This is a genomic window from Streptomyces sp. NRRL F-5727, assembly GCF_000719555.1.
Lineage (GTDB): Bacteria > Actinomycetota > Actinomycetes > Streptomycetales > Streptomycetaceae > Streptomyces.
In genome coordinates this window covers 1-11901 of the sequence record NZ_JOGX01000109.1, presented here as the reverse complement: position 1 = coordinate 11901, position 11901 = coordinate 1, and the positions used below count along the sequence as shown (strand labels likewise).

The window sequence follows — 11901 nt, the reverse complement described above, 5'->3', positions numbered from 1 at the left end:
GGCGGGGGGGGGGGGTTTCGTGGGGGGGTGGGGGCGTGGGGGAGTGGGGGTGCCGTCGGGCCGGGGGCCGCACCCTGGGGTACGGCCCCCGGCCCCACGGTCAGCGGCGGTCGTCCACGTAGCCCAGGGCGACGAAGATCTTGCGCCGGTCGGCGTCCTCGATCGCCCGACGCCCGTGCATGACACGGGTGTTGTCGACGATGGCGACGTCGCCGTCCTGCCACTCGATGTTCTCGGTCAGCTCCGCCGTCACCTTCTCGATGTCGGCCAGCGCCTCCTGGGGGATCTCGGAGTCGTCCGCGAAGGCGATCCGGGGCGCCTCGTAGTGGTACGAGGGCCCGAGGATGCTGTTGGCGAAGGCCAGGCGCTCGCCGAAGAGCGTCGGATGGGCCGCCGCCACCTTGTAGACGTAGTGGATGGAGCCGTCGTCGTTGGCCCGGATGTGGAGCTTGTCCTCGCCGAAGAGCGCGGCCAGCCCGATCAGGTCGTCGACGGTGATCTCGTCGTCCGGCTTGGAGCCGTTCAGCAGGCTCGACGCCAGCGCGCGCCACGCGTGCTCGGCGATGTTGCGGGAGTAGAGGATCTCCTGCCGCTCGAACAGCGCCCGGGTCTCGGGGGCCAGCCGGTCCCACACGTCGTAGCCGTCGCAGACCGTGGTCTGCGAGCCGGCCCGCGCCGCGCTCTCGCAGAAGAACCAGGTGACGTCCGGCGTCAGCGGGTTGGTGCCGTGCTCCGTGTGGAGCCCGACGGCGTCCGTGCCGAGGTCGACCTTCTGGACGGTGGTGCCCTCGCTGAACTCCCGCGCGGGGTCGAGGGTGGTGCGGGTGCAGACCGTGGTCACCAGCGCGTTGAACTGCTCGATCGACGGGGCGAAGCCGCGCAGGACGAGGTGGCCGGACCGGGCCAGCTCCTCCAGGAGCCACTCCCGGTCCAGGCTGTCCAGCGCCCGGCCGTTCTCCGAGGTGATCAGGGTGCCGGAGCCGCTGCCGTGGCGGCTCAGGACGAGGTCGTGCTGCATGGTCGGGTGCTCCCCTCAGTTGAAGACGGTGCCGTGGGCCGAGGCCGTGCCGCCGGCGAGTTCGCCGCCGTCCAGGACGAGTTGCTGACCGGTGAGGAACCGGGCGCCGTCGGAGGCGAGGTAGTGGAACGCTTCGGCGACCTCCGCGGGGTCGGCGTGCCGGCCGGCCGGGATCTTCGCGTTGACCTCGGCGAACATCTCGTCCGTGTACTCGGCCCGCTGCATGGGCGTCATCACGTAGCCGGGGCTCACACAGGCGGTGCGGACGTGGGGGGCCAGCTCCAGGGCGACCGTGCGGGCGAGCGCGAGCACCGCGGCCTTGGAGGCGTTGTAGTCGGCGTAGTAGGGGTAGCCCGCCGAGGCGTTGGTGGAGGCCGTGGCGAGCAGGACGCCGCTCTTCGCCTCGATCATGTGGCGGGCCGCGGCCTGCCACAGCGCGATGACGCCGATGAGGTTGATGTCGAGCAGGGCCCGGACCTCGTCCTCCGTCATGTCGGTGAAGGAACGGCGGGTGCTGATACCGGCGTTGGCGACGACGACGTCGATGGAGCCGTGCGACGCGCGGATCCCGTCGACGACGCCCCGCAGTCCGGTCCAGTCGGTGACGTCGGCCTTGATCCACTCGCCGACGGCGTCCGCCTCGGCGGGAGCGGCCAGATCGAGGTTGACCACGCGGTCTCCGGCGGCGGCGAACCGGCGCGCCGTGGCGAGGCCGATGCCGGACGAGGCGCCGGAGATGATGACAGTGCGCTGTTTCATGGTGTCTTTCAGCCGAAGGTGTACGAGAGGTCGGTGGGCAGCAGACGGAAGGCGTCGGCGCGGTGGTGCTGGTACGCGCCTCCGGAGGCGAGGGCGGACCGCAGCGCCGGCAGCGCCGAGCCGTCGCCCTCCCAGAGCGTGCGGTGCAGCACCCGGGCCAGCTCCTCCAGGGCGGGCAGCCCCTCCTGGAGCCAGCGGACGCCCGCCTCCGGCTCCAGCGGCACGCCGTGCCGGCGCAGCCAGCCCGCCGTGAGGACGGCCGCGGCGGTGTCGGCGAAGTGGTGGTGCCGGCGGGACAGGTAGCGGTACATCTCGGCCCGGTACGCCTCCGAGAGGTGCAGGTCGGAGACGAACAGCAGGGCGGAGAGCAGTCCGAGGACGTCCGCGTACGCCTCCTCCAGCGACATGCGCTCGAAGGGCGTGAGCCCCTCGGCGGGCGTGCCCTCGCCGGTCACCGTCGTCCGCCGCCAGAAGTGCGCCAGGTCGTGTCCGCGGAACCAGCGCAGCGAGGCGCGCAGGAGGCCGTCCGGACGGGTCTCGGCCTCGCGCCCCTGGATCTCCTCGAAGAGCCGCAGGGAGCAGTGCCGGAGCCGGGCCCGGTGGATGTTGGCGAAGACCACCGTGAACTCGCGCCCCGGGACCTGCGCCCCCTCCGCCTCCAGCGGGAAGAAGTGGGCGAAGTTCTTGTGCCCGAGGGCCGATTCGCCGCCGCCGAGCAGCAGGTCCATGACGTGCATCGCCGGCTGGACGGGCTGGGCGGGGCGCACCTCTCCGCCGAGGACCCGGCCGACCCGCTCGGCGACCCGGTCCGTGTGGAGGGTGACGACGTCCACCTCGGCCTGGAGGTCCTCGGCGGGCGGCACCGCCACCAGGAGCGCGATGGAGCGGGCGGCGCCGCGCATGGCCCAGCTCGCCAGCGGGCCGCAGTACAGCCAGGGCGCGCGGGGCTCGGGTTCGCGGACGACGCCCGGTTCCCAGGTGCCGGTGCGGGCGTAGGCGTCCAGGCGCCGCGCGGCCTCCCGCGCGTGCAGGACGGCCGCCTCGGTGCCGGGTGCGCCCTCGGTGGCCGCGAAGGCGCGGAGCTCCCCGGCCGCAGCCCGGACGAGGGACGCGCTCTGCTCGCGGCCCCCGTCCGTGGCGTCGAGGGCGGGCACGTCCAGGGCGGCGACGCCGTCGAGGAGGGACTTGGCGCGGACGAGGTGGCTCCAGCCGGCCGGGAAGGCGTCCTTCAGGCCGCCGTACCCGGGGTCGACGCGGGCGACGGCCAGGACGGGTTCGTCCCGGTGCCAGTACGGGTGCTGGCCCGTGGGACGGCGGAGCGGGATGTCCAGGCTCCGGGTCCGTTCCTGGGGCAGCTGCCCGGGGGAGACGAGGGTGCCGGTCAACTGACGCCCCCCGCGGTGTTCGTCCGCGCGGTGACGCCGATCCGGGGCTTCTCCGGCGCGGCGGCCGGTGCGGCCGCTTCGGCGGAGCCCTCGCCGGCGAGCGCGGCCGTCCACTTGCGGCGCCCGGCGAGGAAGGCGAAGACGTGGCCGAGGTACTGGACGATGAACCACAGCGGCAGGAAGGCGGCGAAGGACGGTGCCTGGCCCGTCTGGACCCAGCCGATCGTCGCCCAGGTCACCACGCCCGTCGCGGCGTTGAGGGCGACCGTGGTGGAGAGGTCGGTCTGCTGCTGGGCCCAGTCGGCGGCCCTGGGCTTCAGGACCGCGCCGAGCAGCAGGCCGGTGACGACGGCGCCGAGCAGACCCGCGCCGCCCGCCTTGAGCATGTCCATCGGGGTGACGGCCGTCGGGCCGATCAGGAGGTGGTAGAGGACGCCGAGCCCGAGGCCGACGACCAGTCCGGGCAGGTGCATCGAGGGCCGGCGCCAGTGCGCGGGGGCGGGCATGGGAAGGTCGCCCGCGCCCTTCGGGGCGCGGTAGACGGGCGGGAAGATCAGGCCGGTCACATGGAGGTAGCGCAGATAGGGCTCGCCCGCGGTGGCGATGAGGCGCTTGTCGTAGAGGATGCTGCCGATCACGTTGTAGACGTTGGCGACGACGGCCAGGACGAGCAGGTCGGCGGTCATCGTGGGCAGCAGGAAGAACATGCCGAAGAACGCGGTGTGCACGGGGAACCGGATCCAGCGGCGGCTGCCGACCTTCCAGTTGGTGATCTTCGGCCGGCCGGCCTTGGCCGCCTCGGAGACGAGGGTCGTCGAGCCGAAGGCCAGGCCGCAGTCGTACTCGAAGAGGTGCAGCTGCCAGTACCAGAGCCAGGACGCCACGGCGAGCGCGTACATGATCACCATGGCGGCGCCCGAGAGCTCCCAGACCACCGTGTCCGTGCTCTGCCAGAGGGCCGCGGCGGCCAGGATGTAGACGACGTTGGCCAGGGATTCGACAGAACGCCAGGCCAGGGGTTCTATTCCGGTCTTCGCTTTGACGGCGCGTTTGACCCGTAACGTGGCGAGTCCGGAATGCTGGACCCCGAAGCCGATCACCAGGAGGGCGTCGACAAGAAGTTGGACAGACTGACTCACGTGGAACCTTCCCGTCGGAACAGACGAATGGTCGAACTCACGTAGCGCAGTGCGAGATGCCCTCGGAGCGACATGCTCCGGGGCAGGCGGGCGCCACAGTAGTCATACGCATGACTCGTGACAAGGAGCGGATCCGTACTGGACAGAGGGTTACGGATGTGCGCTACAGTCCCACCTGCTCGTACGTATGACTGAGCCTCACGGACCCTGCGGAAACCGGCCCCCGATCGGCCGGAATCCATCGCCGAGTGTCCGGTTCCATTCCTCGCCGCAGCATTTCCGGCGGCCCCGGATAAAGATTGTCGCCGTTTTTTCGCGACGTTTCGGACGCCTCTCTGTCCGAAATCCGATTCCGTTCCACCTGTACTACGTCAGAACAGGATTCCTCGTGCGTCACATCACGGTGTACTGCGGTGCCTCGTCCGGACATCGGCCCTCCTATGTCGAATCCGCCGCGGACTTCGGCAGGCGGATCGCCTCCCTCGGCCTGGGGCTGGTCTACGGCGGCGCCGGCGGCGGCCTCATGGGCGCGCTGGCCGACGCCGCCCTGGAGGGCGGCGCCCCCGTCATCGGCGTCATACCGGAACACCTGGTGGCCCACGAGGTCGCCCACCCCGGCCTCACCCGGCTCGACGTCGTCTCCGGCATGCACGCGCGCAAGGCCAGGATGATCGAGCTCGGGGACGCCTTCGTCGCCCTGCCCGGCGGCTTCGGCACCGTCGACGAGCTCTTCGAGGTGCTCACCTGGGCGCAGCTGGGCCTGCACGGCAAGCCCTGCGGACTGCTCGACGTCGACGGCTACTTCCAGCCCCTGCTGGCCTATGTCCGGCACGCCGTCGACGAGGGCTTCGTCCGCAAGCCGTATCTGGACAACATCGTCGTCGCGTCCGACCCGGCCGAGCTGCTCGACGCCCTCGGCCGGCACCGCAGCCTGCCGCACCTCTTCTCGGCGGCGTGAGGAGGCCGGACGATGACAGCCCTCGCCGAGCACGCCCCGCCACCGGCGCCCGCGCCGCCGGGACTCGCCGTCTTCGACATGGACGGCACCCTGATCCCCGGCACCACCGCGTGCCGCCAGATCGGCCTCGCCGCCGGAGACGTGGCCACGGTCGAACGCCTGGAGCGGGAGTACCGCGCCGGGCTGATCGACAGCACCGCCTTCGCCGACCACTGCCTGACCTCCTGGGAGCGGGCCGGCGACGGCCTCTACCGGACCGCCTTCGCCGGCTGCCCCAAGATCGGCGGACTGGAGGAGGCGCTCGCCCGATTACGGGCCCGCTCCTACGTCACCTGCCTGATCACCATGTCCCCCAGGCCCTTCGCCGAGCTCTTCGACGGCTTCGACCACGTCTTCGCGTCGACCTACCCGACCGACATCCTCGACCCGGAGGACAAGCCCCTCATCGTCGACCGGCTGAGGCGCCGGCTCGGCCTCCGCCTGGACCAGGTCGTCGCCTTCGGCGACGCGGACTCCGACGTCCCGCTGTTCCGCGCCCTGACCCGCACCGTCGCCGTCAACTCCACCCCGAACCTGCGAGAGTTGGCAGCCCACCACTACGACGGCGACGACATCGCCCACGCCCTGCGGATGGTGCTGCCGGACGAGGAGACGGAGCCCGCGGCGGCGGGCCGGAACAGGGAGACGGGGCGCACGCGGCCCGGGCCGGGCGTGACGGCCGCGCGCCGGGAGGCCGGCTCCGGCGCGGAGGCGGTGAGGTGAGCCGCCCCGTCGTCGTCGTCGCCTACTGCCGCGACTTCCTCACCGCCTTCCCCGGCCCCTCGGCCGCCGCCCTCGACACCGCCCTGCGCCGGGCCGGCTGGTCGGTGACCGCCCATCACGCCCCCGACGGGACCTTCCCCGACGGCGAGTTGTGCGTCGACCTCCCCGAGGACCCGGCCGGCCGCACGGTCGTGATCTGCCAGTCCGTCACCGGCGCGGACACCCCCTCCGACCTCTCCCTCATGAGCCTGCTCGCCACCGCCCGCTGCTACCGCGAGCACGGCGCCGCCAGGATCGTCGCCCTCCTCCCGCACCTCGCCTACGCCCGCCACGACCGGCGGGTGCCCGGCGAACGGCGGCCCGTGATGGCCGGGCTGCTCGCCGACCTCTCCGCCGCCGCCGGCCTCGACGCCGTCTTCTCCCTCGCCTCCGGGGCCGAGGACCTCCTCCAGGAGCTCTTCGCCCGCACCCGCACCCGCCTCGTCTTCCTGCCCGCGGACGAGATCCGCATCGGCCTGCTGCGCCCCCTGCTGCGCGACGGCAGCGTCCTGGTCGCCCCCGACGCGGGCGCCGCCGGCCAGGTCGGCGCGCTCGCGGCCGGCCTCGAACTCCCGCTTCTGGTCGCGGAGAAGCGCCGCACCGGGCCCGAGGAGGTGACCGTCGCCCTGGGCACGCCCCCCGGCGCCGGACCGGTCCGGCACGCGGTCGTCGTCGACGACCTGATCACCAGCGCCGCCACGGTCGAGCAGGTCGCCGCCGCCCTGCGCGCCCGGGACCCGGACGTCGTGATCGACGTCGTCGCCACCCACCTGCGGCTCACCGCGCCGGGCACCCGCAGGCTGGAGCGCCTGCTCGGTACGGGCGTGCTGCGCGCCGTCCGCACCACCGACGCGGCCGGCCACCGGCCGGACCTCCCCGGACTCGCCGTCAGCCCCGCGATGCCCTGGCTGGCCACGGCGCTCACCCACCGGCTCGGCACCGCGGCGCCGGCCGCGGCACGACAGCCCGAACGACAGCCCCCGGTCCCGGGACGACAGACCGAACGACAGCCCCCGGCCCCGCCGGCGGGGCCCGAACGGAAGCCCCTTCATGACACTCACCGCTGAGCAGGTGGGCGCCGTCGACGCCGCCCCCTGCCCCGAGCTGGCCATCTCCGTCGTCTGCCTCGACCAGACCCGTATCGGCAGCCACGTCGAGGCCCTGCACGGCCTCGGCGTCACCCGCCTCCACGTCGACCTCGTCGAGCCCGCCTTCGGCGGCGGACTGGGCCTGCCCCTGGAGACCATCAGCGACCTGCGGGACGCCTGCGAGCTGCCGATCGACGTCCACATCATGCTCGTGGACCCCGCCGCCGCCGTACGGGAGGCGTCCGCCCGCGGCGCGACGACGGTCACCGTGCACCAGCGGTCGCTCTCCGAGGAGACCCGCGCCGCCCTCGGCGACGCGGCGGGCCGGGGCACGGCCGTCGGCCTCGCCGTCGACCCCGGCGAGACGATCTCCCGCGCCCTCGTCCGGGACCTGACGCCGGACCGCCTGACGGTCATGAGCGTCGAACCCGGCGGCGCCGGCCGCCCCTTCCGGCCGGAGAGCCGCGCCACCGTCGCCGCCGCGGCGGCCCTGCGCGACACCGGCGTGATCCGGGAGGTCGAGGTCGACGGCGCCATGGGCCCGGCCACCGCGCCCGGCATGACGGCGGCCGGCGCCGACCTGCTCGTGCTCGGCAGCACCGTCTTCCCGCACCGCTCGCCCCGGCTCAACCGCCTCGGCGAACTCCGCACCGCCCTGGCCGCCCGGGCCCGCCCCCACCCGGCCTGAGACGCCCCCTTCCCCCGGCCCCCCGGCCCCTCCTCCTCCCGATCAGGAGCAGCACCATGTCCGTCCACACCATCGACATCGGCGGCCTGCGCCGCGACCTCCCCATCGTCCCCGTGGGCGACGAGGTCTCCATCGCCTTCCTCAAGCTGTACGGGGACCTCCCGCTCCTGGAGAAGGCCGTCACCGTGCTCGCCGAACGCCTCGACCCGGACGCCGAGGTCATCCTGGGCCCGGAGTCCGGCGGCATCCTCCTCGCCCACCTCCTGGCCCAGCGCACCGGCCTGCCCTGCGCCGTCGCCCGCAAGAAGCTCCGCCCGCACATGGTCGAGCCGCTCCGCGTCCCGGTCCGCAGCATCGGCACCCCCGGCGAGCAGGAGCTGATCCTCGACGACGCGGACGCCGCCCTGATCGGCGGACGCCGGGTCGCCCTCGTCGACGAGGTGGTCAGCAGCGGCGGCACCCTCCAGGCGCTGGAGGCCCTGGTCGCCGCGGCGCGCGGCACCGTGGCCCAGACCCTCGCCGTCGCCACCGAGGGCGAGGCGCGCCCCGCGGTCGTCTCCCTCGTCCACCTGCCGGTGTTCCCGCGCGACCGGGGAACCGGAAGCGCCGGATGACCTCCGGGCACCGCCCCTGGCGCCGCGTCCTCGCCCTCTGCTCGGTCCAGCTGCTGGTGGCCCTGGAGTTCTCCATCGCCACCGTCGCGCTGCCCGGCATCGGCGAGGAGTTCCGGGCGAGCGCCCAGGGGCTGCAGTGGGTCCTCTCCGGGTACGCCCTCGCCTACGGCTCCCTGCTGCTCTGCGCGGGCCGGTACGCCGACGTCCTCGGACCGCGCCGGCTGCTGCTGTGGGGGCTCGGGGCCTTCACCCTCGCCTCCCTGGCGGCGGCCGGCGCGCCCGGCCTCGGCCCCCTGGTCGCGCTCCGGATCGTCCAGGGGGCGGCGGCGGCCTTCGCCACGCCCGCGGCCCTCGCCCTGATCACCTCCCTCCCCGCCCCGCGCGACCGGGCGCTCGCGCTCGGCTGGTGGGGCGCGGGGGCGTCCCTGGGCTTCGCCTGCGGGGCCGTCCTCGGTGGGGTGATCACCGAGGCCCTGGGCTGGCCGGCGATCTTCGGCGCCTGTGCCGTCCTGGCCGGCGCCACCCTGCTCATGGTCGCCCGCTGGGTGCCGGAGCACCGGGCCGGCGGCGGAGCCGGCCGCCCGGACCCGGCGAGCGCGCTGCTGCTCGGCGGCTGCGTCGTCGCCGTGACCGCGGCGCTCTCCCCGGACGCCGTCCCCGGAGGGTGGGACACGCCCCTGATCCTTGCGGCGGGCACGGTGTGCGCGCTCGCCCTGCGGGCGCGGACGCGCGGCCGGCGGGGGAGCGCCGACCCGCTGGTCCCGCCGGGACTCCTGGCCCGGCCGCCGGTCAGGCTGGCGAACCTCGCCGGGGCCTGGGCCCCCGCCGCCGGCGGCTCCATGGTCTTCTTCGTCACCGTCCTCATGCAGGGCCCGCTCGGCTGGTCCCAGTCGGCCACCGGCCTGATGCTCCTTCCCGACGCCGCCGCGGCGGCGCTGGGAGCCCGGGCGGCCGGCCCCCTGCACGCCCGCCTCGGCGCGGTCCGCGCGTACGGCTGCGGTCTGACGGCCGTCGCCGCGGGGATGGCGGTCCTCGCGCTGACGCCCCTCGGCCCGGCCGCGTGGGTCTTCGTGGTCGTGGGCAGTTGTCTGACGGGCTTCGGACTCGTCCTCGTCGGCGTCGTGTCGGCCGTCGCCGCCGCGGCCGCCCTGCGCCCGGACGAGCACGGCGTGTCGGGCGGACTGCTCGTCACCACCCAGCAGTCCGGGGTCGCGTGCGGCCTCGCGGTCCTCCTCCTGGCGGGCGGTCTCGCGCCCGGCGACGCCCTGTCGCCCACCGGCCTGCGGCTCTCGCTGCTCGGCGGCGCCGTCCTGGCGCTGGCCGGCTGCCTCGTCCTCCCGCTCGCCGCCCGGGCCGGCCGTGCCCGTAAGCCTGGTCGGGACGGGCGCGAGGAAGCGGCGCTCCGTACGGGCTGACGCGTCCCGCCGGTGCGGCCGGTTCCGGTCTCACCGACGGTCATGAGCCTGGGTCCCGGCGGTCAGCGCCCGGCGACGGGGCCCAACCTCCCCCCAACCCCTCACGCTCCGTGACGAGAGGGGCGGTCGGCGGCCCCGTACGGGCCCCTTCGGGGGATTCCGTTCGGGTGCGGGCCGAGGACGTTTCCGCAGCGGAGCGAGGTCAATGGGCCTCTCCGCCCTCTTTCGTACGGTTCCGCTCCGGACAACTCCCGTGCCGCGACGTCGACTTTCGGCCAATCGATCTCGGCCGTTCACATCGGCTCCGGTACCAGACTCCGCAGGTCTACGGGCAGGTTTGCCAACTGAGCACCACACATGAACGGTTGACGACTACCCTGTGTGGTCGGTGATCATCGGTAGGCTCATCGCACCTGCCGTCCTCATCGGCACCCCCGAACACAGCCCACCAGCACCACCCATACCCCCGAAACCCCTCAGTACGCCGAATCTCCGGGCACGTACCAAGGACACCCATGTCACAACTTCGCGCACCCGCCCCGCGGTCCGACCGCCGCGAGGGCGGGCGGCACGGCCGATCGGGCGCCCGCACCACGACCAACGGCACCACTCCGGCCCGGCCCGCGACGGCCGCCTCCGCCGAAGTGCGCATACGCCCCCAGTTGTTGCGCACCTCGGTCCTCCCCGCCGTCGCCGTCGCCCTCGGCGGCGCCGCCGCCGTCCTCTTCACCCTGCGCTCCACCGGCACCAGCCCGACACCCGCCCTGTGGGCCGCGCTCACCGGCGCCGCCGCGCTCACCGTCGCCTCCGTGACGGCTGCCGCGCTCGGCGCCGACCGCGCCGCCCGGGCCGTCCTCGCCCGCGTCGCCGGCCTCCGCCGGGACGCCGCCCAGGACCAGAACGAACTGCGGGCCCTCGTCGAACAGCTGCGCCGCGGCGAGGACCCGGCCCCCCGGCCGGCGCTCCCCGACGGCCTGCAGGGCGACGAGTTCGACCGGCTCGGCGCCGAGCTGACCCGCTCCCACGAGGCCGCCGTCGCCGCCGTCGTCCAGGCGTCCCGGCTCTCCAGCAGCGTCGGCAACGAGCAGAAGGTCGAGGTCTTCGTGAACCTCGCCCGCCGGCTCCAGTCCCTCGTCCACCGCGAGATCCAGCTCCTCGACGAGCTGGAGAACGAGGTCGAGGACCCCGACCTGCTCAAGGGCCTCTTCCAGGTCGACCACCTGGCCACCCGCATCCGCCGCCACGCCGAGAACCTCGCCGTCCTCGGCGGCGCGATCTCCCGCCGCCAGTGGTCCAACCCGGTCACCATGACCGAGGTGCTCCGCTCCTCCATCGCCGAGGTCGAGCAGTACCCCCGGGTCAAGCTCGTCCCGCCGATCGACGGCACCCTGCGCGGCCACGCCGTCGCCGACGTCATCCACCTCCTCGCCGAACTCGTCGAGAACGCCACGGTGTTCTCCGCGCCGCACACCACCGTGCTGCTGCGCGCCCAGTACGTCACCGCCGGCCTCGCCATCGAGGTCGAGGACCGCGGCCTCGGCATGCCCGTCGGCGAGCAGAACAAGATGAACGCGCTGCTCGCCGACCCCGACCAGGTCAACGTCGCCCATCTGCTCCAGGACGGCCGCATCGGCCTCTTCGTGGTCTCCGCGCTGGCCCGGCGCCACGGCATCGCCGTCCGCCTCCAGTCGAACATCTACGGCGGGATCCAGGCCGTCCTCGTCCTCCCGCAGGGCCTCCTCGGCGCCGACCCGGAGGGCCTCGCCCAGCACGAGCGGCAGACCGCCGCGGTCACCGGCGGCGGCACCCCGCCGCTCCAGCAGCAGCCGCTCCAGCAGCCGCAGCCGCAGCACGACCGGCCCCAGCAGACGCAGCAGGCCCAGCAGCCCCATCCGGTCCAGCCGCCGCAGCCCCGCACCGACGCCCCCTCGGCGCCGTTCCCGCCGGCCGCGACGCCCGCCCCCGCCCCCGTACCCACGGAGGCACCGGCCCCCGTCGCGTACCCCTACCAGGCTCCCGCGCCCGCGGCGCCGGTC

11 protein-coding genes are annotated in these 11901 nt (G+C 74.2%); 7 read left to right on the top strand and 4 right to left on the bottom strand.

All coding sequences use genetic code 11. From position 1 onward, the window contains the following. Positions 1–100: 100 nt before the first annotated feature. The 4 genes from IF73_RS0136125 to IF73_RS0136110 are packed head-to-tail and all read right to left on the bottom strand — an operon-like array spanning position 101 to position 4301. The gene (locus tag IF73_RS0136125) at positions 101–1018 is read right to left on the bottom strand and encodes a TauD/TfdA family dioxygenase (protein ID WP_031015526.1); all 918 of its coding nucleotides are present in this window, start codon (positions 1016–1018) and stop codon (positions 101–103) included. Between the two features lie 15 nt (positions 1019–1033). Further along, positions 1034–1777, bottom strand: coding sequence for an SDR family NAD(P)-dependent oxidoreductase (locus IF73_RS0136120; protein WP_031015524.1), 744 nt, complete (start codon positions 1775–1777; stop codon positions 1034–1036). A gap of 8 nt (positions 1778–1785) precedes the next feature. Then, positions 1786–3162, bottom strand: coding sequence for a hypothetical protein (locus tag IF73_RS0136115; RefSeq protein WP_031015522.1), 1377 nt, complete (start codon positions 3160–3162; stop codon positions 1786–1788). Continuing rightward, entirely contained in the window at positions 3159–4301 is a 1143-nt protein-coding gene (locus IF73_RS0136110) for a hypothetical protein (RefSeq protein WP_063833511.1), read from the bottom strand. Before IF73_RS0136110 ends, IF73_RS0136115 begins: the two co-directional genes overlap by 4 nt. 388 nt (positions 4302–4689) lie before the next feature. On the opposite strand from IF73_RS0136110, the gene IF73_RS38330 reads away from it, so the two are divergent. The 7 genes from IF73_RS38330 to IF73_RS0136075 form a co-directional block, all read left to right on the top strand. Next, positions 4690–5259: a TIGR00730 family Rossman fold protein gene (locus IF73_RS38330; protein WP_051717682.1), complete on the top strand. Its 570-nt coding sequence runs from the start codon at positions 4690–4692 to the stop codon at positions 5257–5259. A gap of 12 nt (positions 5260–5271) precedes the next feature. Further along, positions 5272–6021, top strand: coding sequence for an HAD family hydrolase (locus tag IF73_RS0136100; RefSeq protein WP_051717681.1), 750 nt, complete (start codon positions 5272–5274; stop codon positions 6019–6021). Next, positions 6018–7127, top strand: coding sequence for a ribose-phosphate pyrophosphokinase-like domain-containing protein (locus IF73_RS38995; RefSeq protein ID WP_051717679.1), 1110 nt, complete (start codon positions 6018–6020; stop codon positions 7125–7127). Before IF73_RS0136100 ends, IF73_RS38995 begins: the two co-directional genes overlap by 4 nt. Then, positions 7111–7836 (top strand): hypothetical protein, encoded by a 726-nt coding sequence (locus IF73_RS38990; RefSeq protein ID WP_051717678.1) that lies wholly within the window; start codon positions 7111–7113, stop codon positions 7834–7836. The genes IF73_RS38995 and IF73_RS38990 overlap by 17 nt, the downstream gene beginning before the upstream one ends. 56 nt (positions 7837–7892) lie before the next feature. Next, positions 7893–8450 carry a phosphoribosyltransferase family protein gene (locus IF73_RS0136085; RefSeq protein WP_031015514.1) on the top strand — a complete coding sequence of 186 codons (558 nt, stop codon included), beginning with the start codon at positions 7893–7895 and terminating at the stop codon, positions 8448–8450. Next, positions 8447–9865, top strand: a complete 1419-nt coding sequence (locus IF73_RS0136080) for an MFS transporter (RefSeq protein ID WP_051717676.1) — start codon at positions 8447–8449, stop codon at positions 9863–9865. The genes IF73_RS0136085 and IF73_RS0136080 overlap by 4 nt, the downstream gene beginning before the upstream one ends. A 515-nt stretch (positions 9866–10380) precedes the next feature. After that, the coding region (locus tag IF73_RS0136075) for a sensor histidine kinase (RefSeq protein WP_037881637.1) at positions 10381–11901 on the top strand (1521 nt) is incomplete at its 3' end.